Here is a 25,760-nt window from a genome sequence, read left to right as displayed (position 1 = left end):
CCCTTGCGCAAACGCAACGGCTTCAGACACTTGCATCTTCTCCGTTCAGTCGGGTCCGATCGGCTTGCTCACGGATGCAGACGTACGGGCGTAGTCGGGCGCGAACCCCGACGGCAATGCAGTCCGGACCCCGCGAGGCACGCCAGCAACAGCGGCGGGGTTTCGGGCTGCGATACGGGCGGAACATGGTTTGCTTCGAAACTACCGTAATCCCCGGGCGTTACAGGCATGTTGCGGAAAAACGGGAAAACGGGGACAGACCACGGTTTCGACCGACCTCCTTTCAGAGCAGGTCACCCGACGGAGGTGAATCGCGTCGCGGAGGTCGTCCGGGTGTCCCGGGAGAGGCGCGCCGCCCGAGTGCGCTGGCCACTTCGGCGGCAAAGCGGTCGTTGCCGAGAACGAAGTTGCCGTTCGTCGCCGTACGGATAGTGTCGGTCATTTCCTGCCCGAGTGGTTCGCTGAAAAGCGCGCGATACGCGGCCTGCCGCGATTCCGTCGTGTCACCGAGGGCAAGGTAGGTCGGGTGAGGCGTCAGCAGGGTATCCGCCACGCCGTGAGCATGGCGTGCGTAACTGGACCATCGGTAGTCGGCGGGTTGTTCGACCATGTGCGCCCGCACCGGATTCAGCTCGATGTATCGCTGGCAAGCCAGGAAGTAGTTCGAAGTCTGCACCGGGCAGGAGCGGAAGCGTCCTTCCCACAAGGTGCCGGTGCGGCGGTACGTACGATTCACGTACTGAACGTAACGCTGGCCGAGCGCTTTCATCATCCGTCCGGGTGCCTCGGCTTCATCCGCGGTCATGAGCAGATGAACGTGATTGGTCATCAACACGAAGGCATGAATGCGACAGCCTTGCCGTCGCGCATGATCCTCAAGCCAATCCAGGTAGAAGCGACAGTCGTCCGGCGAGTAGAAGCATGCCTGGCGGTTGTTCCCGCGCTGGATCAGATGCAGTGGAACGCCAGGGAGTGAGAGACGGGCGCGGCGAGGCATTGCCTTGGCCTGGTACAGAAATGCCTAAAGCATACACGGCCAGCGTGTCCGACGCCATCAACAGCGCGCCGGTCAGAGCATGAACATTGCCTGCGGCGGGGAAAACGTGGTCTGTCCCCTATTGTTCCTGCTATTGTTCGCTACTGTTCGCCGGGAAGAGAAAGACCGGCGCGGCGGGGCATCGCAGTGTTCGGTGCATGTGGATGCAAAAAACATAAACTAGGCTGCGACGGGATCGTTAATCTAGAGGAAGTTGTGCAACCAGCTGGATGTCTGGATGCCTGAGTGGCGCTCCTGGTGCCTGCGCGTGGGAAAGCTTTCGGGAAGCTCCCGCGAGGATCTCGGGAAACGTTGCTGCGTCCCCTATTGTTGCCTTCGAGTGCGACGGCCCTGGCCGCGTCCCCTGTTGTTCCGCGGTAGGGAAAACGTGGCATGTCCCTGAGGCCCCCCCTCGGTTCTTCCCTCAGCGGTTTGGCTTGTGTAGACGGCTGGCCTTGATTTCTTCTAATTCAAGTTTTTTTGACAACTTTTTAAACTGTTCCTTTGCGACAGATGGGTTTAAATCCGACATCCGAGCAACAGACTGCGACTCAAACTTAACAATCGCGTTGCCTTTTTCTACTTTTTCATAAGCCTTTGAATTATTTGCCATGACTCCTCCGGCTCCCTCTGTATCCGTTATTGAATTTAACAACCGTAGCAGACTTGTCAGTATAGGTTAGCTTGGTAAGAAGGAAAAGGGAAATCATATCCGCAAAGGTGTATAAAACATTAACGTCAATATTGCTGCACCGATCGTCTCCGAAGGGGCGTTCATCGAAATAGTGCGTGCTTTGATGGTCAATGAAAACATATCCAAGTATTGACCTATTTTCATGATTGAGGTTCAAAATGGAACTCAAGCCATTCAGAAGAAGGTGATTGTGGCTTCTAAAGGTAATTGGAATAACGATATGGGATTTGTAAAGCCTGTCTTTGGTTCCTTGCGTGGCATATTTCGCCCAATCTTTATCGTGACCAAGCTCCCAAAGTTCGCATAATGCGAGTCGCCACCGAGAAATTATTTTTTTATCTGTGTATTTGACTTTGTGGCCATTTTTTGCTTCTGTAATATTTATTCCGGCGTGTCTGTAAGAAAGGTTTTTTAATACGGTATTTGGAATGTTGTTATCCAGATATGGAATTCCGTTTTGAATGACTTCGCTAAATGCCGTGTACTCGCAATGGCGTTTTTCTGTGTTCAAATAACCTTCCGAAGGAAGTATGTTTACAATCGTATTATTTGCTGTCGTAATATGAATCCCAACTCTTGGCTCGGAGCCTCGAGTGATTGAAAAATAGTTGATTATATTTTTCTTTATGCTGTTGATAGAGTCAACCAGTCCTGATTCTGCGCATTCATTTAGCGTTGTAAGGTATTTGTTGCACTGGTTTTTTGGTAATTTATCCCTTGTGGCTTCCTTAAACTGCTGGTGTGCTTTCGAGATCGTGTAATGGTAATTAGTAAACTCAAGCTGAAATTCGCATATGGATGAACGTGAAATGGCTGAAAGTCGTTCTTTTGATGCGCCAATCACCGTTGGGTTAAGAACTCGATAGAGGGTTTTTGCAATTGTAATCGGATTGATTTCCAATTTTCCGTCCTGCTGATTAAATTAGACGCGGCTATCTGATAAGCGTTGGATGGATACATGGGCGAAAATTTAAAGGCCGCATGCCCTCGGGGGCATGCGGCCTCAATATGACCATCGCTTGCGGCGCCGGTCAAGCACTTCGCTTCAGTACGATCAATACGTCTTGTACGGCAAAAACTTCCCGCTCATCGTGATGCTCACCCGATCCCCCGCCGGGTTCGCTTCCCTAGCCAGATCCATCTTGAAGTCGATGGCGCTCATGATGCCGTCGCCGAATTCTTCGTGGATCAGGGCCTTGAAGGTGGTGCCGTACACGTTGATCAGTTCGTAGAAGCGGTAGATCAGCGGGTCGGTCGGGACGGACGTGGGCAGCGAGCCCTTGTAGGGCACGACCTGCAGTTGCGTGACGGCCTCACGCGGGAGGTCGAGCATCTTGCCGATGATGGCGGCCTGTTCGGCGGTGAAGGTCATCTGGCCGAGCAGGCCGGCGGTGACCCATTCCTTGCTGAGGCCGATGGCGCTGGCGATGTCGGCCCACTTCAGGCCCTTGGCAACCTTGGCTTCGACGATGAGGTCGGTGACGTCTTCGCGTTTCATGTGCTTCTCCTTTGGATGGTTGAGGGTGGGTCAGGCGGCCGCGCGGGCGGGGGCGCCGGGGTACACGAGGGGCGGGTTTTTCGGGTCCCAGTCGGCGCCGGGCGCGAAGGCGCGCGAGCGCTTCACGAGGAAGTCGACCAGGTGGTTGCGCAGCGGATAGAACTCGGGCTGCTGGTGCAGGGTTTCGCGGTCGCGCGGCCGGGGCATCGGGTTGACGACGATTTCGGCGATTTTCGCGCGCGGGCCGTTGGTCATCAGCACGATGCGGTCGGCCAGCAGGATGGCTTCGTCGACGTCGTGGGTGATCATGAACACGGTCTGCTGGGTGGCTTCGACGATGCCGATCAGCTCGCTCTGGATGCTGCCGCGGGTGAGCGCGTCGAGCGCGCCGAATGGCTCGTCGAGCAGCAGCATCTTGGGTTCGATCGAGAACGCGCGGGCGATGCCGACGCGCTGCTTCATGCCGCCGGACAGTTCGGCCGGCTTCTTGTCGATGGCGTGGCCCAGATGCACCATTTCGAGATACTTCACCGCGTGCGCGCGCACCTGTTCGCGGCTCCATTCGGGGTGGCGGCTGCGCACGGCGAATTCGACGTTTTTCAGCGCGCTGAGCCAGGGCATCAATGCGTGGCTCTGGAACACCACGCCGCGGTCGAGCGACGGGCCGCGCACTTCACGGCCGTCCATGATGACGTGGCCGGCGGTGGCCTCATCCAGCCCGGCGAGGATGTTCAGGATGGTCGTCTTGCCGCAGCCGGAATGGCCGAGCACGCACACGAACTGGCCGCGCTCGATGCCGAAATGCACGTCTTCGAACACCGGATCGGGATCGGGATTGCCGGCCTGCGGAAACTGCCGCTTCAGGCCTTCGATCTTCAGGAAGGGCTGGGTCACAGGGTGTCTCCCATGTTCACTCTCTCCACGAAATGGCGCGCGCGACCCAGGCCAGCAGGTGGTCGAGCAGCATGCCGACCAGCCCGATCAGCAGGATGGCGGTGATGATGTTGGTGATGGAGAGGTTGTTCCACTCGTTCCACACGAAGTAGCCGATGCCGGTGCCGCCGACCAGCATTTCGGCCGCGACGATGACCAGCCAGGCGATGCCGATGGATATGCGCATGCCGGTCAGGATGGTCGGTGCCGCCGCCGGCAGGATCACCAGGAAGGCGCGACGGATCGGCTTCACTTCGAGCGTGCGCGCCACGTTCAGCCACTCGCGGCGGACGGACGCGACGCCGAACGCGGTATTCACCAGCATCGGCCACAGCGAGCAGATGAAGATGACGAAGATGGCGGAAATGCCCGAGTCCTTGATGGTGTAGAGCGCGAGCGGCATCCAGGCCAGCGGCGAAATGGGCTTCAGGATCTGGATGAAGGGGTCGAGCGCCTTGTAGACCAGCGGCGACATGCCGATCAGGAAACCGAGCGGGATCGCGACCAGCGCGGCCAGCAGATAGCCGCCGAGCACGCGGGCAATCGAGTAGCCGATCTGGATGCCGAGGCCCTTGTCGTTGGTGCCGCGGTCGTAGAACGGGTCCAGCACATGTTCCCAGATCTTGGCCGCAACCTCGCCCGGGCCCGGCATGGCCGACTGCCCGCCGGTGGCCGCTTCCGCGCCGAGCAGCGCGGCGTACTCGGGGTCGACCGCCGGCCCGGCGACGGGCGCCGCCGTGGTCGAGGTCGCGAGGTACCACACGCCGACGAACAGCGCGAAGAAGAGGGCTGACAGCAGCGGTGCCAGCCAGGGTTTGTTGCGTGTCATGCATTCGCCTTCGAAATCTTGAAGCTCTTCAGGTATTCCTCCGGCTTGGCCGGGTCGAATTCCTTCTTCATGACCGTGAACTTCTTGGTCGTGCTGGTGGGCACCGGCAGGCCGACTTCCTTCATCAGCGCCGCGGCGTCGGTGGCGAGGAACACCTCCTTGGCGATCTTCTGGTAGTCGATGTCGCCCTTGATCTGGCCCCAGCGCTTCATCTGGGTCAGGATCCACACGGCGAAGGATTCCCACGGGAAGGGCTCGAAGCCGATGCGGCCCGGTACCTTCTGGATGCCGCCCAGACCGTCGGCGTAGGTGCCGGTGAGCACCTGTTCGACCACGGTGACCGGCTGGTTCAGGTAGTTGGCCGGCGCGATGGCTTCGGCGATCTGCTTGCGGTTGGCCGGGTTGCTGGCCGTGGCGGTGGCGCTGATGACGGCGCGCAGCAGGGCCTTGTAGGTGTTGGGCATCGTGGTCACGAATTCCTTGCTGGCCGCGAAGGCGCAGCAGGGGTGGCCTTCCCAGATGTCGCGCGTCAGCACGTGGATGAAGCCCACGCCGTCATACACCGCGCGCTGGTTCACCGGGTCGGGCGCGAGGAAGCCGTCGATGTTGCCGGCGCGCAGATTGGCCACCATTTCCGGCGGCGGCACCGAGCGGATCTGCACATCGGCGTCCGGGTCGATGCCGTGCTCGGCCAGGTAGTAGCGCAGCAGGTAGTTGTGCATCGAGTAGTCGAAGGGCACGGCGAACTTGAAGCCCTTCCATGTCTTCGGGTCGCGCTTGTCCTTGTGCTTCACCGACAGCGTGATCGCCTGGCCGTTGATGTTCTCGACCGCCGGCATGGTCCAGGGGATGGGGTTGGAGCCGGCGCCGACCGAAATCGCCAGCGGCATCGGCGACAGCATGTGGGCGGCGTCGTATTCCTTCGCCAGCGACTTGTCGCGGATCACCGCCCAGCCGGCGGTCTTCACGACTTCCACATCGAGACCCTGCTTCGAGTAGTAGCCGAGCGGGTGCGCCATGATGATGGGCGTGGCGCAGGTGATGGGAATGAAGCCCACCTTGAGCTTGGTCTTTTCCAGCGGGCCGGGTGAGGCGAAGGCGTCTTTCACGGTGCCCAGCGGCAGGAAGGTCGAGATCGCCGCCATCGCCGTGCTGGTGCCGACGGCGCGGATGAAGTTGCGACGCGTTTCGTCGTGCGGGAACAGCGCGCGCATCACCGCGCCTTCGACCACGCGGTCGAGCATGGCTTCTTCCGACAGCAGTTCCGCCTGTTCGTGTTCGGCCTGGCTGTGGTGACGTCCGCACGAGCAGCCGCTGAGTTTAACGTTGGCGTCGAACGGATTTCTGAATGTGCTCATGGACGATCTCCTCGGAAGGGGGCTTACTGGGAAAGAGGGGCGGGCTGGGAAAGCGGGACGGGCTGCGGTACTGACTGCGAAAGCGTTGATTGCGGCGAAGGCGACTCTGTCTTCGCGTGGCACGGAACCGGGTTGGGCGCGTATTCGATGTCGTGTGCGTAGGTGTCGTAGGCGGCGGTGTATTCCATGCAGCGCGCCACCTCGCGGATGAAGCCTTCGTCGTAGCCGGCGCGACGCAACAGGTGAAAGCCCAGTTCCATGCCCGAGGCGATGCCGCCGGCGGTGACGATGCGGCCGGCGTCCACCACCCGGGCGCGCGAAATGCGGCAGGCGGGCGCGATTTCGGCGAGGCGGTCGATCGGCACCTTGCCGAGGTGCGACGCTTCGAGCCGGTCCGGCTCCTTGCGGTTGGTCGCCGGAATGCCGTCGAGCAGGCCCATGTGGCCGTAGATCCACGAGCCGGTGCACACGCTGGTCAGCAGGCAGGTCGCCGGCAGGGCGTCGATGTAGTCGTGCAGCCGTGTGTTCCAGGTTTCCTGCCGCGTGCCGTAGCCGCCGGGAATCAGGAAGGCATCCATCGCCGGCTGGTCGGCGAAGCTGTAGTTGGGCAGCACGGTGAAACCCGCCTGCGCCTGCACCGGCCGCATCGCATCGGCGATCAGGAACACGTCGAGTTCCGGATCGAAGCGCCGCGCCACCGAAAACACGCCGTGCGGCGCGGTGAAGTCGACGATCTCGGCGTCCTTGAACACATAGACGCCAAGCCGGAAGCCGCGCTTGCGTTGCGACATCATCGGAAGGTTGGCCGGTCGGTTCATGGTGCCCATGCTAGGCAGCCATGTACCGGCCCGGTATCACGACAGATGTGATTGTCGTGTAGTGCGTGCACTACAGTGCATGCGGGAAGCGTGTCGCCCCGTTTTACAGTTCGCGCGCAGCATGGCGATTGAACCGTATTTATTTCAATCACTTGCGGGCTGCGGCCTGCTTTTTGCTGTCATGTCGCACCTTCAGGCCCACAAGGAGTGCTTCATGACGTGTCACCGGATTCCGACCCTGCTTGCCACGCTCGGACTGACCGCGCTGCTGGCATCCGCACCGGCTGCGGCCGCAACAGACGTGCTGCTCGATTTTTCCGGCAACATCTGCGGCGACGACGGTAACCAGGTCTGCACAAGCGGCCTGGTCATCGGCCAGAGCTACGGCGATATCGCCGGCGTGCTCGACGTATCGCATCGAACACTGCTGGCGAGCACTGGCCAAACGTCTGCACCGAGCCTGAATTTCTGGTCGGAGGGCTACGGTGGTCTGGTGGATGTTGCGTGGGGTGGTTTGAATGCTTCGCAATACAGCGCTGAATTCACCTTCACGCCGGGGAGCGGTCGCATCGTCAGGCTGAACTCGATGGATTTCGGCGATTACCTTAACCGCGATGACGGCTCATCCGCCGTCGTGCTCGATCTGCTCACCGGCGCCACGTTGTGGAGCTCCGGCGCCTTCGACGCCGGCCTGACGCCGATCAGCTTCATGCCCGGCGTGTCGAGCGCCAACGGACTCGTGCTGCGCTTTGGTCCGGACAGCTTCAATACCGGCATCGACAATATTTCGCTGACCGTCACCGCGGTGCCCGAACCGGGCGTCTGGGCCCTGTTCGCGGCCGGGCTCGCCGTGGTCGGCGGGCTGAGCCGTCGGCGTTCGCTCGGGTAACGACCCCGGGCGAAGTGCGGATCGCGACCGGGCGGTCGCTGCCATAGTGGGTCGTTGCCACAGTGGATCGCCTCACCGGCGAGTCGCCTCGACACGTCAGCCGCTGCCACAAGCCAGCCGCGGTTTTTGTGGGAGCGAGCGCCGCTCGCGATTCCGCGCGTAGAACGTGCGCCGTCACCCGGGCGAAGTGCGGATCGCGGCGAGGCCGCCGCTCCCACAGTTCGGTCGCTGCCACAGTGGGCCGCCTCAATGGTGGGTCGCCTCAACGGCAGGTCGCCTCGACACGTCAGTAGCGTCCACATGCAAGCCGCGGTTTTTATGGGCGAGCGCCGCTCGCGCGGGTGTCTGTGGACTCAGTGCAGCTCGGGACGATGCACGGTGCAGAAGCGTTCGATCGCGGCCTTGGTGCGTGCGCGCTGATCGAGGTCCAGGTGCTCGGACGCCTGCCTGTCGGCGTCCTGCAGGATGCGCAGCATCAGATCGGCACCGCCTTCGCTTTGCAGCATGGCGCCCGCCAGCGTGGCGGCGAGCATGGTCGGCAAACCGGTGTAGTCGGCGAGCACGCCGACTTCCAGTTCGCTCAGATTGCTGTGATCGAGACAGTCTCGAAGTGAAAGCATGACGATTGCGTGAGAAGGGAAAGGCTGCCTTACTATACCGTTGCAGGCGGTGGTCGCTGTTAGAATTTTGTGTTGCAACGTGTGCACGACGATCGTGCCGGAACGCCCTGCGCACGCGGTGTGTGATGGCCCGGCCCGCGTGCCCGCGCTCCGACTCCACCGCTACAGGTTCACATTCATGCTAGACGCCCAACTGCTGCGCAGCCAGCTCGCTTTCGTTCAGGAACGCCTCGCCACGCGCGGTTACACGCTCGACGCCGCCCGCTTCCAGTCGCTGGAAGAGGAACGCAAGCGCATCCAGACCGACACCCAGGACCTGCAGGCCAAGCGCAATGCCGCGTCGAAGCAGATCGGCCAGCTGAAGGCGAAGGGCGAGGACACGTCGCCGGTGATGGCCGAAGTGGCCGGGCTGGGCGATGCGCTCAAGGCCGGCGAAGAGCGCCTGGCCGTGGTGCTGGCCGACATGCAGGCCTTCGTGGCCTCGCTGCCCAATCTGCCGCACGAGTCTGTGCCGGTCGGCAAGTCCGAGGCGGACAACGTCGAGGTGCTGCGCTGGGGCACGCCGCGCAGCTTCGATTTCGAGGTGAAGGACCATGTCGACGTCGGCACGGCGCTCGGCGGCCTCGACTTCGAAACCGCGACCAAGATCAGCGGCGCGCGCTTCACGTTGCTGCGCGGCGGCATCGCCCGCCTGCACCGCTCGCTCGCCCAGTTCATGCTCGACACGCACACGCTGGAACACGGCTACACCGAGCTGTACGCGCCCTATATGGTCAACGCGGAGAGCATGTTCGGGACCGGCCAGCTGCCGAAGTTCGAAGAAGATCTGTTCGCCATACCGCGTGGCGACGGCAGCAAGTTCTACCTGATCCCGACCGCTGAAGTGCCGGTGACCAACATCGTGCGTGACACGGTGCAGTCGGCCGCCAGCCTGCCGCTCAAGTTCGTCTGCCACACGCCGTGCTTCCGCTCCGAAGCGGGTTCGTACGGGCGCGACACGCGCGGCATGATCCGCCAGCATCAGTTCGACAAGGTGGAGCTGGTGCAGATCGTCACGCCCGACCAGTCGTGGGCGGCGCTCGAAGCGCTGACCGGCCATGCGGAAACCATCCTGCAGCGGCTCGAACTGCCTTACCGCAAGATCGCGCTGTGCACCGGCGACATGGGGTTCGGCGCGGCCAAGACCTACGACCTCGAAGTGTGGCTGCCGGCGCAGAACACCTACCGCGAAATTTCGTCCTGCTCCAACTTCGAAACCTTCCAGGCCCGCCGCATGCAGGCGCGCTTCAAGAACGAACAGGGCAAGAACGAAATCCTGCACACGCTCAATGGCTCCGGCCTGGCGGTCGGCCGCACGCTGGTGGCGATCCTGGAGAACTGTCAGCAGGCCGACGGCTCGGTCGTCGTCCCGCCCGCGCTGCGTCCGTGGATGGGCGGTGTGGAACGCATCGGCGCCTGAGCGCCGATCCGGCACAAATGCGCGCGCCCGCTTTTCCGGCGCCGCGCACCCTGTGCTACACTGCGCGCCGCTTCACGACCATGAAGTGCCGCAGTACCCCGGAGAGGTGGCAGAGTGGTCGAATGTACCTGACTCGAAATCAGGCGTAGGCGCAAGTCTACCGTGGGTTCGAATCCCACCCTCTCCGCCAGACATCAAGCAATCAAGCGCCCTGCGGGGCGCTTTTTTGTTGCCCCTGCAGTGTTCCCGACTCGGATTCCCCGACGCTCTTCCCCAAATCAAGCTGCACGCCTTGCGCGCTCGGCTGCCCATCGCCGTTCGATCCTCGCACCGAGCGCGCAGCGCTGACATGCCAAACGCAGCTGGCACAGTTGCTGCAAAGGAGTGTCCGTCACCGGCCGCAACGGCCGCCGGTGGCGGCGCTCCGGTCTCCGGCGGCCAGTTTCCGGCAGATGTTGCCGGCAAACCTGATCCGACGGCAGCCTCGACCGGCAAGGGCGCGCCGATCCAGGCCGAACCAACGATTTCGTGAAGGGGCTCGACATGTCTTTGATGGAACCTGCAGTCCGATTCCTGCGCCCGCAGGCCGATTCCTCGTCAGAGGCCGTGCTGCGCGAGGAAATTGCCGAGCCGCATTACCTGGGCCAGTTCATTCCGCTGCACTACCACCACAACATGCTGATGGACGCCAACCGCATGGCCAATTTCAAGGCGGCCATCGACCACGTGGTGTTCCCGGGGGCGCGCGTGCTCGAACTCGGCGGCGGCACCGGCGTGCTGTCGTGCTTCGCCGCGGCACACGCGAGCAAGGTGTGGTGTGTCGAATACAACCCGGACATGGTGACCGAGGCGCGCCGACTGCTGGCGCACAACGCCAACGGCCACAAGGTCGAAGTGGTACATGGTGATGCCTTCGAGTACCTGCCGCCGGAACCGGTCGATGTCGTGATCTGCGAAATGATCCACGTCGGCATGCTGCGCGAGAAGCAGGTCGAGGTGATCAACGCGTTCAAGGCGCGCTACCGCGCGCGCTTCGGCGACCGACTGCCGGTGTTCATTCCGACCGCGGCCGTGATGGCGGTGCAGCCGCTGCAGCAGGCCTACGATTTCTTCGGCTTCCAGGCGCCGATCATGCAGTTCCAGCGCGTCGGCGCGGTGCATGAAGGGTCGCTGGAACTGGCCGCTCCGCAGGTCTACAGCGTGCTCGACTTCGACGACAGCGTGTCGCCCGACATCCGCTGGACCGGCTGCTTCACGATGGAGCAGGACGGCACGGTGAATGCGCTGCGCTTCGTCACCAAGAACATCCTTGCGATCCGCGCCGTCGAAGGCGACACGGTGGACTGGCTCAATGACTATCTCGTGCTGCCGCTTGATGCACCGATCAGCCTGAAGGCCGGTGAAGTGCTCGACGTGAGTTTCAGTTATCAGGCGGGCGGTTCGCTGCAATCGCTGGCGCGCACGCTGCGTGCCACGGTGGCCTGCCGCGCGGCCCGGCAGGTGGCGTGATCGCGTGCCCGTCGCCGTTCGGCCCGGACGCGGCTCAGCCGCGGGCGGGCGGGCTGCGATCCTGCGCGATCAGAACCTCATAGCGGTTGCGGCCATTGTGCTTGGCGCGGTACAGCGCATCGTCGGCACAGCGCAGGAGGGCGGAAAAATCCTTGCTGCTGGCACCGATTTCGCTGATGCCGATGCTCACCGTGTAGGGCGCAGGGGCGCCGTCGAACTCGGGTGGCGTAGCGGCGATGCATTCCATCAGCCGTTCGGCAAAGGCCTGTGCGCCATCGAGCGAGGTATGCGGAAGCAGTACGGCAAATTCCTCGCCGCCGACGCGCCCGGCCGAGTCGGAATCGCGCAGCAGGCTGGACAAGGTGATTGCGAAATGGCGCAGCACGGTGTCGCCGCCAGCGTGACCATAGCGGTCATTGATTGCCTTGAACAAGTCGAGGTCGGCCATCAGCACCGCGAGCGGTGTGTTGTAGCGCTGCGCACGCGCGAATTCCTCTTCGGCGATTTCGAGGAAGTGGCGCCGGTTTGCGAGGCCGGTCAATGCATCGGTATTGGCCAGGATACGGATGGCTTCCTCGGCCAGCTTGATGCTGGTGATGTTTTCGTGGCTGACCAGCACGCGCTCGCGCTGCGCGTCCATCGGGGTCACCTTCATCGTGAACCACTGCCGCTCAGTCGGGCAGTGGCAGGGGTAGTCCATCTGGAACAGCGGGCTGCGCCCGGCCATGACGGCCTCGATGCCGTCGCTCGCGGCTTTGGCATAGGCCTCGTCCGGGCCGGTCACATGCGCCAGCACGGCAAGGTAATTCACGCCATTGAACGACTTGCCGCGGTCGTAGCCGCCCCGCTCGGCAAACCGCCCCCAACTGGCGTTGGTTTCGACGATGACGCCCTTCCGGTCGAGCACCGCGACATGCGAAGTCATGGCATCGAGGGCCGCCGCCTTCATCTGCCGGTCGGCCAGCAGTTCCGCTTCCAGCCGCTTGCGATCGGTGATGTCGATGAACATCAGCACGATGCGCGTGAAGCGGCGTGAGGTGTCGAATTCGGGGTAGGCATGTACCAGCGCCCAGACTGGCGAGACATCGTCGGAACACTGGATGCTCATCACCAGATCGGTCAGTTCGCGGCCGGAATGCCGCACGCGCTGGATCAGGTCGTTCTCCAGTGACATCGGGCTGCCGTGCTCGTCGCGGAAGGTGCAGCCCAGCTCCGGCACGGACTTGCCGATCACGGCCTTGGGGTCGGCGCGCAGCATGCGCGAGACTTCCGGGTTGCCGTAGGTGATGCGTGCGTCAGGTGTGCAGATCAGGAGGCCGGCGTGCAGGTTGTGCATCAGCAGGCGATGGCGCAATTCGCTGTCGGCCAGCGCCGCCTGCGCCATGCGTTGATCGTGGATATCCTCGATCACGGCAATGAAATGCGAGGGCGTGCCATCCGCTTCGCGCATCAGCGAAACGGTCAGTCGTGCCCAGCGCACGCTGCCGTCGCCGCGCAGGTAGCGCTTTTCCAGCGTGTAGGTGGCGTGGTCGCCACGCAGCACGCCTTGCATCAGCTCGACATCGGCGTCAACGTCGTCCGGATGCGTGATCTGCTGGAAGGTGAGCGTGTGCAGTGCGGTAGCCGGGTAACCGAGGATGGCGCAAAGCTTGGGATTCACGCTGAGGAAGCGTCCGTCGAGATCCACCATTGCCATGCCGACCGCGGCCTGTTCGAAACTGCCGCGAAAGCGATCCTCGCTTTCGCGCAGGGCCTCCAGCGTGCGCTTGCGGTTCGAAATGTCGCGCACGATGCCCAGTACGCTGCGCTGACCGCCGAACATCAGGCGGTTGGCAGTCAGTTCGATCGGCAGCTTTCGCTGGCCGCCCTTGCACAGGAAGCGGACTTCGTAGGTGTTCGGCGGCTCATCGCCTTCACCGATGCGGGCGCGGAAGCGTTCGTTCCAGAGTTCGAGGATTTCGGGTGGGATTACGGCTGCGAAGGGCAGGCCGACGAATTCGTCATGCGTATAGCCCAGCATGCGGGGCAGGGCGGCGTTGGCAAAGACGAAGCGGTAATCCTGCGCGACGAATACGCCGTCGGGCATCTTGTCGAGCAGGGTACGAAACAGCAAGCCGTCCTGATCCGGATCGTTCGAGCCGACCGGGGGATTGTCTACTGTGCCCTTGCGAAGCTTCGTAGCCACGGCGTCCGGTGTCCTCTGGTCGTCGTGCAGCGGCCGCGTTCAGGTTACTGCGGACACCGCATGTGTCAGGTGGCATACGTACCGGGACAGTGCATCTGCCGATACGGCACCACGTTGCAGCGTCATGGTGCATCCGGATGCGCTGCAAACACAAGGGCCGCAAAGTGGATCGGGCGGCCCGGGCAGCGTGATTGGAGGCCATCACGTGCGGCAGCGTGCCGTGCGGAACACACGCGCGGGCGATTCGCGCTACGCTTGCAGCATTGCGCAATTCCCGGGAGTCGAACCATGTCGAAACACCAGAAGTCGTTCCAGCTGACGATTCACCAGATCGATCTCATCGAAGAGGCGGTGCGCGAGCGGATCGGCATCCTGGCCCATGTCGTCCTGGCCAGCGGTGATGCAAACAGCGAAGAAAGCCGCGCCAACGACGACCAGATCCGCGATCTGAACGAACTGCTCGGCAGCCTGCACAACCAGAAGATCTTCTACAGCCAGGTCAATCGCACGGGCGTGCCCGGCGGCTGACCCGTCAATGGCGGCCCGGCCCGGGGGCGTCGCCCGGGTGGTCGCCGTGCCCGCCTTCATCGTGATCTTCATGCCACGCCGGCAGCGGATCGGTGAGGTTGGCCCAGGCGTCTTCGCCAAAGGCCATCTCTTCGTCGGTCAGCAGGCATTCTTCGAAGCGGCGCCTGAGTGCGGCTTCGTCCATGCCCATGCCGATGAACACCAGGTCCTGCCGGCGATCGCCCCACTTTTCGTCCCAGCGTGAGCGGATGTGGGCGAGGTGACCCGCATCCTTCGGCCACTCCTCCTCGCGCGTGAAACACCACCAGTGCCCGCCCGAACGCAGGCGGCTGATCGCGCCGCCCTGTTCCCACTCGCCGATGTGACCGTTGCGGTTGGCCAGCCAGAAGTAGCCCTTGCTGCGCAGCACGCCGCGCCACTTTTCATGGATCAGCTGCGCAAAGCGCATCGGATGAAAGGGCCGGCGCGCCTGCCAGGTGAAGCTGCGGATAACGAAGGCGGCCGTTTCGGGAACAGGTGAGCCGCGCATCAGCTGCATCCAGCCGGCGGCGCGGGCCGTGGCGTCGGGGTCGAAACGCCCGGTACGGAGCACGCTTGCCGCGGCGACTTCGCCGTGCGTAGCCTCGATCAGGTCCGCCCGCGGATTGAGTGCGCGCAGCATGCCCAGCAGGATGCCGCGCTGCTGATCATTTACCAGATCACACTTGTTCAGCACGATCACATCGGCGAATTCGACCTGATCGAGCAGCACGTCAACCACGGCACGCCGATCGTCTCCGACCGGTGCGCCGTGGGCGGCGACCCGCTGCGCGACGGTGTCGCGGCTGAAATAGTCGCGGTAGAAGTTCCATGCGTCGATCACCGTGACCAGGGTGTCGAAGCGGGCGTGCTCGCCGAGTCCGGCGCGGAAAGTTTCCACCATGCCGGTCGGTTCTGAAAAACCCGAGGGCTCGACGATCAGCGCGTCGAAGCCGGCTTGCGCGAAGTGCGCCGCGGCGGCCTGCATGTCTTGCGGCGACAGGCAGACAAGTACGTCGTCTGGCGCCGCGCCGGTTGCCGCGTCGATGTCGACGCTGCGCAGTTCATTGACGATGAGGCCGATGCGCCGCCCGTCGGACTGTGCGCGAAGCCGCCTGAGCAGCGTGGTCTTGCCGGCGCCGGGCAGGCCGGACAGCAGGGTGACGGGAAGGATGGCGGGCATGTCGGTCGTCCGGGCAGTAGGTCGGGTGACGGCCCCGGCCATGTCCGGACATTCAGTGCGTGTCGGGCAGACCGCCGTACGATGTCAGGACACGGGGAAGAGCGCGTCGAGCGCCGCGATGATACGCAGCGGTTGCGCCGGTGTCAGCGCCGGCGAGCGGTGGATCACGCCGTGACCTGCGTTGCCCGGCCAGCCTTCGCCCTTCAGAACGAGGATGTCGCCAGCGTCGGCACGGCGCAGTGCCGACGGATCCGGCATCACGTCATCGGTGCCGAGCCGGCCGCGGTCGGCGTCGGCATCGGCCAGCCATTCGGTGGCCGGCCCGATCCAGGTGCTCAGCAGGCGCAGGCCCACGTGATCGACATGCAGGCGCGGGCACATGGCGCGTTCGAGTACTTCGATGCGTACAGCCACTTTCGGGCAATCGGTGAGATCGGCGAGCAGCGATGCGAGCTGTCGCACCTCCTCGCACAGGGCGTCGCGTCCCGGCAGATCGGGCAGGGTGTCGGCGGCCAGCGTCGCGCCGGGCAGCAGTTCGGCACGCACGCCGCTGCGCAGGGCGCCCGCCGCGTACGCCGCCTGCAGATAGCCGGTCAGTCCGGCCGGCACCGGCCGCGCAAGGCGGACCAGATTGCAGTGCGGATCGAGCACAAGCGCCAGATCCGCCGCTTCGCTGACGTCGCGCGTGACGGGACCGGGCGGCGTGACAGGGATGTACACACGTTGATTCATGGTGGGCGTGCAGGCAAAGGCATGTTGTTCAGGGAACCCTGATCCGGCGGGTGGCGCAGGCCTGCCCGCCGGTCAGGTTCAGCGGGCGCGGCGAGTGGCGGTCAGACCGATCATGAACAGGCCGCCGAGCAGCATGGCCCAGGTGCCGGGCTCGGGTACCGGTGCCGCGACGGCAAAGTCGAAATGGAACGTACCGCTGTCGCGCACGGCCAGATTGCTGCCCAGGTTGACCAGCGAGAACTGTGCGCTGTAGGTGCCGGGGGCCGCATCGGCGGCGGTCCAGAACACCGGCAGGAAGTCGAAGCTGTTGCCGGCGCCGAGCAGATAGAGGTTGCCGGTGTCGAACAGGTCGGTATCGCCGTTGGCCGCAACCTTCAGGCCCGGCGTGATCGATTCGAGCTTGAGCGCAACGCTCACGTTGTCGAGCGTGCCGTTCCAGCGGCCACTGCTGCTGTTGAACAGCACATCACGTTCGCTGCCGGCCGGATTGCCGGCCAGCGACTGGATCGATGACAGGCCGAGGTAGCTGTATTCATGCTGCAGGGCGGCTTCGGGCAACACGCTGCTGACCAGCAGACCGGCGTAGCTGCCGCTGCCCGCCGTCAGCGGCAGGGGGGCGGCCAGCGTGTAGGTTTCCGGGATGCGGTTGTTGGCGTTGGTGCCATTGACCACGGGGGCGCTGCCCGGACCGGTGTAGCTGTAGGCGCCGATGCCGTGGAAGTGATTGCCGTGGTCGAACAGGAAGGTCAGGCGTCCGTAATTCGGGTTGGCCTGTCCGGCATAGGTGCCGGACGCGATGGTCGCCAGCGAATCCACGGCAACGTAATAGCCGATGCCTTCGTCGCCGCGCAGCGGCTCGCTGGCGTGGGCGCCCAGCGACAGCACGCCGGCCAGCACCAGCAGACTTGATCTGATCATGAAACAGCTCCTTCAGGGGTGGATGGGGATGCGCGCTCACTAACGAGAACGTATTATCAAGATAGGCTGCTGTCGCACTGTTGTAAATAGCAATGCGTTATCATCAGACATCATCCTGATCGGAGTTCCCGCCATGTCCGTCCTGCCCCGCCTTGCTGTCGGCCTGCTGATGCTGCATGCCGTGTCGGCCCACGCCATCCATTTCGATGTGTCGATCAGCCTCGACAACGGCCCGGTGGCCGGCAGCAAACTGATCACTGGCGCCTTCGGCGATCTGCCCTTCAACACCCAGCCTTTCGATCATCTGACCGGCCACGCGTTGTTCCCGGGCGATTTCGGCGATTTCGAGGGCGGGCCGAAGAGCACCGACGACCCGGGTTTCCAGGCCTTTGCCGGCGCGCTGTCCGGCAGCGCCGGTACGCGTGACTACATCGGCTTCCGTGCGCTGGGCACGCTGCAGCAATGGACGCCGTCGACCGGTACCTGGACGACGGCCGACAGCGGTGTCGGTGTGCGCCTGTTCGGTGCCGTGCCACCTGCGGTGGCCAACGCCTACCTCCAGTCGCTCGTCAATCCGATGTTTGCACCGCCCGGTGCGGCTGCAGCGTTCAACCTCTATTCTGCGGGCACGTTGTTTACCGGCAGCGGTATCACCGGTCCGGTGACCGCCACCATCGATGACGCCGGCAGCAATGGGGCTTTCCATGCCCATCTCGACTGGTACATCGAAGGTGCGGCGGCGAGCGGGGCTTATATGGTGACGCTGCAGCTGACCGACGATGCGTCGATCGGCGGTCGCGGTCTGTACGTCGACTCCGACCCCTTCCAGGTGGTGTTCAACTACGGGCTGAGCGCCGCGCAGTACGAAACCGCCTTCCTTGCACGGGCGCTGGCGCCGGTGCCCGAGCCGGCCACCTGGATGGCGATGCTGGCCGGACTGTGCCTGTGCGCTGCGGCGGCGCGCCGCACGCGAGGTTGAGCGCGGGCCTCAGAAGGTCAGAAAGTCACGCTGAGGCCTACTTCGATGCTGCGCCCGGGTTCGGGCGAAAAGTTGCGCAAGAAGGATGTGGCGTTGCGCGCCTCGCGGTCGAGCAGGTTGCGGCCCCGCGCGAACAGCGTCAGCGTGCGGCCGTCGCCGAGCGGGCGCACGTGGTTCAGGTTGGCGCTGACCAGCGTATACGCGTCGGTCTCGGTTTCGTTGGCGCCCGGGCGGTCCTGTGCCGCATGGTGGGTTACCCGCACGCGGCCTGACCAGGCACCCTGACGCAGCGCAATCTGGCTACCCACGCGGAACGCCGGCAGGCGCGGCACATCCTCGTTCAGTTCGGTCAGCCGCCCGCGTGTGCGGTCGCCAAACACCGACCACTCGATGTCGCCCAGTTTCGTGGCCGTCCATTTGAGTGCGGCTTCGGCTTCGAAGCCGCGAAAGCGTGCGCGGCTCTGCGTGTATTGCACGACGGTCAGGCATTCCTCCAGGCGCACGCAGGCGAAGCGGAACTGTTCTTCATCGGTGTCGTAGAACACGGGCAGCGTGCGCTGGAACATGTAGTCGTCGATGTCATTGGCGAACAGGTTCGCCGACAGCCTGAGCCGGTCCGACTCGTACAGCCCGCCCACTTCGACCGAACGCGCGGTTTCCGGTTTCAGGTCCGGGGCGCCGATGTCGTAGGTGCGCGTCGCGAAGTGCGGACCGAGCGAATACAGCTCGTGGATGTCGGGCGCGCGGCGCGCGTTGGAGCCGGTCAGCGTCAGCGACAGCGCCTCGCTCAGCTGCCAGCTCAGCGCGGCCGACGTGCTCTGCGTGTTGAAGCGGCGCGCCGGAAAGCTCACCGCGAAGCCGCCGGCGAGCGCGCGATCGCCGGCCTGTACGCGGGTGATTTCACCGCGCCAGCCCAGATCCAGCGTCCAGTCTGTCCACTTGAGCCGTTGCACCGCATAGACCGCCGAACTGCGCAGCCCGGTCTGCGGGATGAAGGCTTCGGCGCCGAGCGCCGAGAAATCGCGTCGCAGGTGATGCACGCCCAGCGTGCCGCTCAGATGTTCGCCGAAGGCATGCTCCAGTTCCAGCCGCTGTTCGATCGCCTTGTTGCGGAAGGTGGTGGCCACCACGCCGTCGTCGACCTCATCGTGCCGGTAGTCGATGTGGCCGCCGGTGTAGCGCAGCGCACGAAGCCAGCCTTCGCCCAGCCACTCGGCGCGGGTGTCGACCCGCCGGTTGTCCATGCGGATGCGCACCCGGTCGTCGCCGCCGTGACTGTGCCCGGGCGCCGGCGGAATGCCGTACTCGTTCGACGCGTTGTTTACGGCTGCACCGAGCAGTGCATTGCCGATGAAAACGCTGCCGCCCAGCGTGCCGGATGCGGATTGCGCATCGCTGTTGTACAGCCGGCCGCAGCTGTTGCGCGTGTTGATCAGCCCGAATTGTTGTTCGACCGCTGCGTCGTCGATGGCGCAGCCGGCGATGCGGCTGTCGCCGCGGTCGCGGCTGAGCGCGCTGCCGTGCAGCGCAAACAGTGAATTTCCGCCGTCGAGCCGCAGCGCATGCACGCGCTCGGCGCCGTTGCGGTTGAAGCTCGTATCCAGCGTGCCGCTGAACGGGCGGGCCGGTACCCGGGTCGGAATGCGTTCGTCGCTGACGTCGACCACGCCGCCGATGGCGCCGCCGCCATACCGGATGGTGGCCGGGCCACGCAGGATTCGGATGCTTTCGGCCAGCGTCGCATCGGCGGTCGAAGCGTGGTCCGGACTGAAGGTGGTGGCGTCATGCGTGCCGCCACCGTTGTTCAGCACCTTCACCCGTGCGCCACCCAGCCCGCGGATCACCGGCAGGCCGACACCGGTGCCGAAGGAGGCGTTGTGCACGCCGGCCTCTTCGCTCAGGGTTTCGCCCAGCGTACCCGCCTTGCGGTCACGCAGCGCCTCGCCGCGCAGCGTACTGGCGCGCCCGGCCGGTTCGGTCGGCGTGTCGGGCAGACGTTCGCCCTCAATGGTCACGTCGGGCAGTTCGGCCTGAGCGGCGGCCTGCGGACTGGGCAGGCAGACCAGAGGGAGGTGGGCGAACAGCGCCCAGCGCAGGCGCACGCGGCGCGATGGAACAGCTTTTCTGGGCATGGTGGAGCGGAAGGGGGTGCGCGGCGACGAAAGTATGATAATAATAACTCGGTATCAACAAAGAGCGTGTGCGGACTGCTGTCGAGCACTGTCCTCGCCCGCTCGGGCACCTCTTTCCTTTCATTCCTGCCGGGAGTTTCACCATGCCTCTGCCACTCGCCCCCCTGTTTCGTGCCGTCGGTTTATCGGCGGCGCTGTTCCTGACCGCCGGTGCCGCCCAGGCCCAGCATCTGCACGCCGGTGACATCGAGCTCGGCACGGCCAACGGCGTCATCGTCGTCGATCCGGAAGGCCTGGCCGAGCGCGCCGCCAACGGTTATGCGTTGTTCGAAGGCGACTTCCGCGACTTCGCCGGCGGCCTGTTCTCCACTGACGACCCGGGCTTTATTTCGGAACAGGATGCATTGCCGGTCGGCGCCATCATTCGCTACCGTGGCCTCGGCGTGCTGCAGGCGTGGGATGGTTCCGCATGGTCGACCGCCGCATCCGGCGTGACGCTGGGCATTCTCGATGTGCTGGGCACGAACACGCTGTTCAGCTCGACCGGCGTGACCGATCCGGTCGGCGCGATCGCCCAGGTATCGGGTGCGGGCGACATCCACTCCCACCTTGATTTCACGATTTCCGGTGACGGCGCCGCCACGGCAGCCGCTTATCTGATCACGCTGGAGATCGGCGCGCCGGACGCCGCGGGCTACTCGACGCCGTTCTACCTGGCGTTCAACAGCGGTCTGGATGAAGAGGTGTTCGAAGGTGCGGTCGGCGCGCTGCAGGCACCGGTGCCGGAACCGGGCACGTGGGCGATGCTGGCCGCCGGTCTGGGGCTGATCGGCGTGATGCGCCGCCGTCAGCTGGGCTGATCGTGCGGGCGGGGCGGCGTGTGCCGGCCCGTCAGTCGTGCGTATGACCGGGGTGATGCACGTGCGCGGGCATGGCATCACCCTCTTTTTGTTCACCACTGCACTGGTCGCAGCGGCCGAACAGCGTCACGTCATGCGCTTCGACCGAAAAGCCGGGCGGGGCGAGCCGGTTCCAGTCGGTGGCACATTCCACGATGTCGAACACGCGATCGCACTGACGACACTTGAAGTGGTGGTGGTGACCCAGATTGGCGAGTTCGTAGCGCGGCGGTTCACCGGGCAGGTCGACTTCGCGCAGGCGGCCATCGTCGATCAGCGTGCGGATGTTGCGATAAACGGTCGCCAGCCCGAGCGCCGGAATGTCGGTCCGTGCCAGCTCGTGGATTTCCGCCGGCGACAGCGGCCGGGCAGCGGTTTCGATCGATCCCAGTATGGCGCTGCGCTGGCGCGTATTGCGTTCCATGGCAATGATCCGGTCGTGGTAAGTGAAGTATAGCGGCCGCCTCGGCAGTCGCCCGGCGGTCCGCTCGGTCGTCGCTCAGTCGTCGGTCAGTCGTCGTTTTCGGTGCTGTCGTCCGTCGCGCCCGCCGTGTGCAGATGCATGATCGGCCAGCCTTTCGCGCGCGCGTGGGCTTCCAGTGTCGGGTCCGGATCGACCGCAACCGGGTGGTTGACCAGGCTCAGCAGCGGCAGGTCGTTCAGCGAATCGCTGTAGAAAGAGGTGCGGCGGAAACTGCCCATGTAGAGCCCCAGTTCTTCCAGCCAGCGTTCGACGCGTTCGACCTTGCCTTCGCGAAAGGCCGGCGTGCCGCGCGGCTGGCCCGTGAATTCGCCATTCACCTGCGCCGGAATGGTGGCGATCAGATGCGGGATGTCGAGCTCGCGTGCGATCGGCCCGGTGATGAAACTGTTCGTCGCGGTGACGATGGCGCACAGCGCTCCGGTTTCGAGATGCCCATTGACCAGGCCGCGTGCGCCGTCGGTTAGCCGCGGGCGAATCTGCTGTGCCATGAATTCCGCGTGCCAGGCGTCGAGTTCCTCGCGCCGGTGGCGTGCCAGCGGGGCCAGCTGGAAGTTCAGGAATTCGTGGATGTCCAGCGTGCCGGCCTTGTACTGTTCGAAGAATGTGGCATTGCGCGCTTCGTACAGCTCGCGGTCGAGCACGCCTCTGGAGATCAGGAATTGCGCCCACTCGAAGTCGGAATCTCCGGCGAGCAATGTGTTGTCGAGGTCGAATAGCACCAGTTCCATGGCGGTAAGTCCGGTTCAGAGAAGTCGGGTCTGCATGATTTCGCGCAGCAGCGGCAAGGTCACCGGCCGCTGGCGGGTCAGCGAATGTTCGTCCAGCAGGTCGAGGATGCCCAGCAGCGAGCGGATGTCGCGTCGGCCGTGGCGCATCAGATAATCGAATACGTCGACATCGACTTTCATGCCGCGTGCCGCGGCATGCGCCTGCAGCAGTTCCAGGCGTTCCTCATCCTGCAGCGGCTGGATGCGGAAGGCCAGCATCTGGCCGATGCGCGTGCGCAGGTCTTCGCGCAGCGGCAAATCGCGCGGCGCGTCATCGGCCGCGGCCACCACGGTGATGCCGCGCGCGGCGGCCAGATTGATCGCCCGGAACAGCGCGCCCTGGGCCAGAGGCTCCAGCAGCCGGATGTCGTCGAACAGCCACACGCCGGCGCGGGTGGCCTGCAGTGCGGCAATCAGCGTGTCGGCTGCGGTGTTGTTTACCTGGTCGGCATCGAGGTACAGACCACGCGCCGAGGCTTCGGCGGCCAGCGCGCGCAGCAGGTGGGTGCGGCCGCTGCCGGTCTCGCCCCACAGATAGATCGACGGCCCCGGCTCGCCGGCGGCCGTGCCGCGCAGCCGGGCCAGCAGTTCGCGATTGGCCCCCGCGACGAAGTTGTTCAGGCTGGGCGCGGCGATCGGGCGGATGTCGAGCAGGAGCTGGCGCATCACTCGATGATTTTCGGCGAGTCGCCCTGGTAAAGCTGGCTGGCCAGATAGTGCCGGCGCACTTCGCGCAGACCGACCAGCAGCGCAGCCGATGCCGGCAGCGCCACCAGCACGCCGACGAAGCCGAACAACTGGCCGAATGCCATCAGCGCGAAGATGACGGCCAGCGGATGCAGGCCGATGCGTTCGCCGACCAGCCAGGGCGTCAGCAGGAAGCTTTCCAGCACCTGGCCGACGCCATAGACGATGGCTACGCCGATCACCGGCGGCCAGCCCTGGAACTGCAATGCGGCGACCATCAGCGACAGCAGCAGCCCGGTAGAGAAACCGACGTAGGGAATGAAGCCGAGCAGGCCCGACAGCAAGCCGAGCGGCAGCGCGTAGTCGACGCCGGCCAGCCACAGACCGATGCCGTAAAAGGCGGCCAGCGCGGCCATCACCGACAGCTGGCCGCGCAGGAATTCGGCCAGCACGACATCGATTTCGTCGGCCATCCGCAACGTGCGCTCTAGCCACGGCCGCGGGATGAAGCTGCTGACACGCTCGCGCAGGCTGTACCAGTCGCGCATCAGGTAGAACATGACGACCGGCGTCAGCAGCACGTTGGCGAGTACGCCGACGATGACTGCGCCCTGGCTGGTCACGGATTCGAGCGCCACCATCGCGAAATCCTGTGCGCTCGTCCAGTTCTTCGTGATGAAGCTGCGCAGGCTCTTCACATCGAGCTGAAGCGTGATGCCCAGATGCTCCTTCACCCACGGCACCAGCTGGTCATGCGCGGCCGTCAGGTAGGTGGGCAGACGTTCGAGCAGCATGCGCACTTCCTGCTGGATGACCGGTATCAGGATGAGGATGAGGCCGATCACCAGACCGATCACCAACAGGATGACCAGCACCACGGCCAGCGTGCGCGGCACGCCGCGCCGGCACAGCCGCTCGACCAGCGGTTCGAAGATGTAGGCCAGCACAAGGCCCAGCATGAAGGGCGACAGTACCGGGCCGAGCAGCCACAGCAGCGCCACGATGGACAGGCCCACGCCGGCCCACAGCAGGGTTTGTTTGCGGTCGATGCCAGGAGAGGTCATGAGGTGGTGCGGTCAGGGGTAGAATGCGCACCCTTGAAGAGCGTGCGCCGACGCAGAACGAACGCTGTCGAAAAAAATTCGATTGGCGACGAAATCGGCCACGAGTGTAGCAAGTTTCGCTTTACGTCCCGTCCCGTCCTCATCTTTTCCGGCGCTGTGCGCCCCGCATGTCATGACAGCTTCCAAGGATTCCCGCCCCCCTCTGAGCTACGCCGCCGCCGGTGTGGATATCGACGCAGGTGATGCGCTGGTCGAACGCATCAAGCCGCTGGCGAAACGCACGATGCGACCGGAGGTGCTGGGTGGCATCGGCGGCTTCGGTGCGCTGTTCGAGGTGTCGAAGAGCTACAAGGAACCGGTGCTGGTGTCCGGCACCGATGGCGTCGGGACCAAGCTCAGGCTTGCGTTCCAGCTCGACGGTCACGACACGGTCGGCCAGGATCTGGTAGCGATGAGCGTGAACGACATCCTGGTGCAGGGCGCCGAACCGGTGTTCTTCCTCGACTATTTCGCCTGCGGCAAGCTCGATGTCGATACCGCGGCGCGCGTGGTGGGCGGCATCGCCCGCGGTTGCGAATTGGCCGGCTGCGCATTGATCGGTGGCGAAACCGCCGAAATGCCGGGCATGTATCCGGCCGGCGAATACGATCTGGCGGGTTTCGCGGTCGGCATCGCCGAGAAGTCGGCGCTGATCACCGGCGAAACCATTGCCGAGGGCGACGTGGTACTCGGGTTGGCGTCGAGCGGTGCGCATTCGAATGGCTATTCGCTGCTGCGCAAGATTCTCGAGCGCGACGCACCGGATCTCGGCGCCGACTTCCACGGCCGCAGCCTGCGCGATACCGTGCTCGAACCGACGCGCATCTACGTCAAGCCGCTGCTGGCGCTGATGAAGGAGGCGCCCGGCCTGGTGAAGGGCATGGCCCACATCACCGGTGGCGGCCTGCTCGACAACGTGCCGCGCGTGCTGCCGGCCGGGCTGTCCGCGCACATCGACGCGTCGTCCTGGACGCTGCCGCCGCTGTTCGCCTGGCTGCGCGAGGCCGGCAACGTGGCCGAACAGGAAATGTATCGCGTGTTCAACTGCGGCATCGGCATGGTGGTCATCGTGGCCGCGGCCGACGCCGATCGTGCCGTGGCATCGCTGTCCGGCGCCGGTGAAACCGTATATCGCATCGGCCACATCGCGCGCTGCGGCGACGGTCAAGCGCAGACAGTTGTGAGCTGATTTCGACTGTTGGCGGCTTCGGCCTTCGGTGTCCGATTGTCCGTCAGCACATGACACACAATAAAAAACCCGCTTGAAGCGGGTTTTTTATTGTGTTCGGACTGGCGCTGGCTGCAATGGCCTCGCGCCGACTCAAGCCTTACTTCAGCTTGGTTTCCTTGTAGATCACGTGCTTGCGCGCCTTCGGATCGAACTTCATGATTTCCATCTTCTCCGGCTTGGTGCGCTTGTTCTTCGTGGTCGTGTAGAAATGACCGGTGCCGGCAGTGGATTCCAGCTTGATCTTGTCGCGTCCGCCCTTGGCCATGACGTA

At 64.1% G+C, this 25,760-nt stretch carries 26 protein-coding genes and 1 tRNA gene; 8 read left to right on the top strand and 19 right to left on the bottom strand.

Annotated features, from left to right (window positions below; translation table 11 throughout):
* Positions 1 to 283 precede the first annotated feature (283 nt).
* The 8 genes from NMQ14_RS11545 to NMQ14_RS11510 form a co-directional block, all read right to left on the bottom strand.
* Positions 284 to 997 carry a transposase gene (locus tag NMQ14_RS11545; protein ID WP_257096289.1) on the bottom strand — a complete coding sequence of 238 codons (714 nt, stop codon included), beginning with the start codon at positions 995 to 997 and terminating at the stop codon, positions 284 to 286.
* A 463-nt stretch (positions 998 to 1,460) separates the two neighbouring features.
* Positions 1,461 to 1,649 (bottom strand): hypothetical protein, encoded by a 189-nt coding sequence (locus NMQ14_RS11540; RefSeq protein ID WP_257096286.1) that lies wholly within the window; start codon positions 1,647 to 1,649, stop codon positions 1,461 to 1,463.
* Positions 1,639 to 2,631, bottom strand: a complete 993-nt coding sequence (locus NMQ14_RS11535; RefSeq protein ID WP_257096284.1) for a hypothetical protein — start codon at positions 2,629 to 2,631, stop codon at positions 1,639 to 1,641. Before NMQ14_RS11535 ends, NMQ14_RS11540 begins: the two co-directional genes overlap by 11 nt.
* Before the next feature lie 153 nt (positions 2,632 to 2,784).
* Positions 2,785 to 3,228: a cyanase gene (gene cynS, locus NMQ14_RS11530; RefSeq protein WP_257096278.1), complete on the bottom strand. Its 444-nt coding sequence runs from the start codon at positions 3,226 to 3,228 to the stop codon at positions 2,785 to 2,787.
* Positions 3,229 to 3,258: 30 nt separating this feature from the next.
* Positions 3,259 to 4,122 carry an ABC transporter ATP-binding protein gene (locus NMQ14_RS11525; protein ID WP_257096275.1) on the bottom strand — a complete coding sequence of 288 codons (864 nt, stop codon included), beginning with the start codon at positions 4,120 to 4,122 and terminating at the stop codon, positions 3,259 to 3,261.
* Between the two features lie 16 nt (positions 4,123 to 4,138).
* The gene (ntrB, locus tag NMQ14_RS11520; protein WP_257096273.1) at positions 4,139 to 4,990 is read right to left on the bottom strand and encodes a nitrate ABC transporter permease; all 852 of its coding nucleotides are present in this window, start codon (positions 4,988 to 4,990) and stop codon (positions 4,139 to 4,141) included.
* Positions 4,987 to 6,348 (bottom strand): CmpA/NrtA family ABC transporter substrate-binding protein, encoded by a 1,362-nt coding sequence (locus NMQ14_RS11515; protein WP_257096271.1) that lies wholly within the window; start codon positions 6,346 to 6,348, stop codon positions 4,987 to 4,989. The genes ntrB and NMQ14_RS11515 overlap by 4 nt, the downstream gene beginning before the upstream one ends.
* Before the next feature lie 23 nt (positions 6,349 to 6,371).
* Positions 6,372 to 7,166, bottom strand: a complete 795-nt coding sequence (locus tag NMQ14_RS11510) for a DJ-1/PfpI family protein (RefSeq protein ID WP_257096269.1) — start codon at positions 7,164 to 7,166, stop codon at positions 6,372 to 6,374.
* A 214-nt stretch (positions 7,167 to 7,380) separates the two neighbouring features.
* Here NMQ14_RS11510 and NMQ14_RS11505 point away from each other — a divergent pair, with 214 nt between their 5' ends.
* On the top strand, positions 7,381 to 8,055 hold the full coding sequence (locus NMQ14_RS11505; RefSeq protein WP_257096267.1) for a PEP-CTERM sorting domain-containing protein: 675 nt from the start codon (positions 7,381 to 7,383) through the stop codon (positions 8,053 to 8,055).
* Positions 8,056 to 8,408: 353 nt separating this feature from the next.
* Here the strand turns inward: NMQ14_RS11505 and NMQ14_RS11500 are convergent, their stop codons facing one another.
* Positions 8,409 to 8,675 carry a hypothetical protein gene (locus tag NMQ14_RS11500; protein ID WP_257096264.1) on the bottom strand — a complete coding sequence of 89 codons (267 nt, stop codon included), beginning with the start codon at positions 8,673 to 8,675 and terminating at the stop codon, positions 8,409 to 8,411.
* A gap of 178 nt (positions 8,676 to 8,853) precedes the next feature.
* Between NMQ14_RS11500 and serS the strand changes: the two genes are divergently transcribed.
* The 3 genes from serS to NMQ14_RS11485 all read left to right on the top strand — a co-directional run bounded on the left by serS (position 8,854) and on the right by NMQ14_RS11485 (position 11,643).
* Positions 8,854 to 10,134, top strand: a complete 1,281-nt coding sequence (gene serS, locus NMQ14_RS11495; RefSeq protein ID WP_257096262.1) for a serine--tRNA ligase — start codon at positions 8,854 to 8,856, stop codon at positions 10,132 to 10,134.
* A 100-nt stretch (positions 10,135 to 10,234) separates the two neighbouring features.
* Positions 10,235 to 10,324: transfer RNA gene (locus NMQ14_RS11490), tRNA-Ser, on the top strand.
* Between the two features lie 362 nt (positions 10,325 to 10,686).
* Entirely contained in the window at positions 10,687 to 11,643 is a 957-nt protein-coding gene (locus tag NMQ14_RS11485) for a methyltransferase domain-containing protein (RefSeq protein WP_257096260.1), read from the top strand.
* A 34-nt stretch (positions 11,644 to 11,677) separates the two neighbouring features.
* Here the strand turns inward: NMQ14_RS11485 and NMQ14_RS11480 are convergent, their stop codons facing one another.
* Positions 11,678 to 13,828: a PAS domain S-box protein gene (locus NMQ14_RS11480; protein ID WP_257096258.1), complete on the bottom strand. Its 2,151-nt coding sequence runs from the start codon at positions 13,826 to 13,828 to the stop codon at positions 11,678 to 11,680.
* Positions 13,829 to 14,116: 288 nt separating this feature from the next.
* Here NMQ14_RS11480 and NMQ14_RS11475 point away from each other — a divergent pair, with 288 nt between their 5' ends.
* Positions 14,117 to 14,356: a hypothetical protein gene (locus NMQ14_RS11475; RefSeq protein ID WP_257096257.1), complete on the top strand. Its 240-nt coding sequence runs from the start codon at positions 14,117 to 14,119 to the stop codon at positions 14,354 to 14,356.
* Between the two features lie 4 nt (positions 14,357 to 14,360).
* Here the strand turns inward: NMQ14_RS11475 and NMQ14_RS11470 are convergent, their stop codons facing one another.
* From NMQ14_RS11470 to NMQ14_RS11460, 3 genes are all read right to left on the bottom strand, one after another.
* Entirely contained in the window at positions 14,361 to 15,557 is a 1,197-nt protein-coding gene (locus NMQ14_RS11470) for a GTP-binding protein (RefSeq protein ID WP_257096256.1), read from the bottom strand.
* An 84-nt stretch (positions 15,558 to 15,641) separates the two neighbouring features.
* Positions 15,642 to 16,289 carry a DUF1826 domain-containing protein gene (locus NMQ14_RS11465; RefSeq protein WP_257096255.1) on the bottom strand — a complete coding sequence of 216 codons (648 nt, stop codon included), beginning with the start codon at positions 16,287 to 16,289 and terminating at the stop codon, positions 15,642 to 15,644.
* Positions 16,290 to 16,367: 78 nt separating this feature from the next.
* Positions 16,368 to 17,207, bottom strand: a complete 840-nt coding sequence (locus tag NMQ14_RS11460) for an all3515 family Zur-repressed PEP-CTERM protein (RefSeq protein WP_257096254.1) — start codon at positions 17,205 to 17,207, stop codon at positions 16,368 to 16,370.
* A 133-nt stretch (positions 17,208 to 17,340) separates the two neighbouring features.
* Here NMQ14_RS11460 and NMQ14_RS11455 point away from each other — a divergent pair, with 133 nt between their 5' ends.
* Entirely contained in the window at positions 17,341 to 18,186 is an 846-nt protein-coding gene (locus tag NMQ14_RS11455; protein ID WP_257096249.1) for a PEP-CTERM sorting domain-containing protein, read from the top strand.
* A 17-nt stretch (positions 18,187 to 18,203) separates the two neighbouring features.
* On the opposite strand, the gene NMQ14_RS11450 is transcribed toward NMQ14_RS11455, so the two are convergent.
* Positions 18,204 to 20,318 carry a TonB-dependent receptor gene (locus NMQ14_RS11450; RefSeq protein WP_257096246.1) on the bottom strand — a complete coding sequence of 705 codons (2,115 nt, stop codon included), beginning with the start codon at positions 20,316 to 20,318 and terminating at the stop codon, positions 18,204 to 18,206.
* Positions 20,319 to 20,461: 143 nt separating this feature from the next.
* Between NMQ14_RS11450 and NMQ14_RS11445 the strand changes: the two genes are divergently transcribed.
* Positions 20,462 to 21,178: a PEP-CTERM sorting domain-containing protein gene (locus NMQ14_RS11445; protein ID WP_257096243.1), complete on the top strand. Its 717-nt coding sequence runs from the start codon at positions 20,462 to 20,464 to the stop codon at positions 21,176 to 21,178.
* A gap of 31 nt (positions 21,179 to 21,209) precedes the next feature.
* Here NMQ14_RS11445 and NMQ14_RS11440 read toward each other — a convergent pair whose 3' ends face one another.
* The 4 genes from NMQ14_RS11440 to NMQ14_RS11425 all read right to left on the bottom strand — a co-directional run bounded on the left by NMQ14_RS11440 (position 21,210) and on the right by NMQ14_RS11425 (position 24,219).
* The gene (locus NMQ14_RS11440; RefSeq protein WP_257096241.1) at positions 21,210 to 21,641 is read right to left on the bottom strand and encodes a Fur family transcriptional regulator; all 432 of its coding nucleotides are present in this window, start codon (positions 21,639 to 21,641) and stop codon (positions 21,210 to 21,212) included.
* Positions 21,642 to 21,727: 86 nt separating this feature from the next.
* On the bottom strand, positions 21,728 to 22,429 hold the full coding sequence (locus NMQ14_RS11435; RefSeq protein WP_257096239.1) for an HAD family phosphatase: 702 nt from the start codon (positions 22,427 to 22,429) through the stop codon (positions 21,728 to 21,730).
* A gap of 15 nt (positions 22,430 to 22,444) precedes the next feature.
* Complete coding sequence (gene hda, locus NMQ14_RS11430) at positions 22,445 to 23,134, bottom strand: DnaA regulatory inactivator Hda (protein ID WP_257096397.1); 690 nt, start codon at positions 23,132 to 23,134, stop codon at positions 22,445 to 22,447.
* Positions 23,134 to 24,219, bottom strand: coding sequence for an AI-2E family transporter (locus NMQ14_RS11425; RefSeq protein ID WP_257096238.1), 1,086 nt, complete (start codon positions 24,217 to 24,219; stop codon positions 23,134 to 23,136). Before NMQ14_RS11425 ends, hda begins: the two co-directional genes overlap by 1 nt.
* Positions 24,220 to 24,391: 172 nt before the next feature.
* On the opposite strand from NMQ14_RS11425, the gene purM reads away from it, so the two are divergent.
* Entirely contained in the window at positions 24,392 to 25,447 is a 1,056-nt protein-coding gene (gene purM, locus NMQ14_RS11420) for a phosphoribosylformylglycinamidine cyclo-ligase (protein WP_257096236.1), read from the top strand.
* Positions 25,448 to 25,586: 139 nt separating this feature from the next.
* Here the strand turns inward: purM and rpmG are convergent, their stop codons facing one another.
* Entirely contained in the window at positions 25,587 to 25,754 is a 168-nt protein-coding gene (rpmG, locus tag NMQ14_RS11415) for a 50S ribosomal protein L33 (protein ID WP_069037771.1), read from the bottom strand.
* Positions 25,755 to 25,760 lie beyond the last annotated feature (6 nt).

The organism is Methyloversatilis sp. XJ19-13 (assembly GCF_024580155.1).
Taxonomy (GTDB): Bacteria; Pseudomonadota; Gammaproteobacteria; order Burkholderiales; family Rhodocyclaceae; genus Methyloversatilis.
Note: the sequence above shows the minus strand (reverse complement) of the source record. Positions and strands in the feature narration are given on the sequence as shown.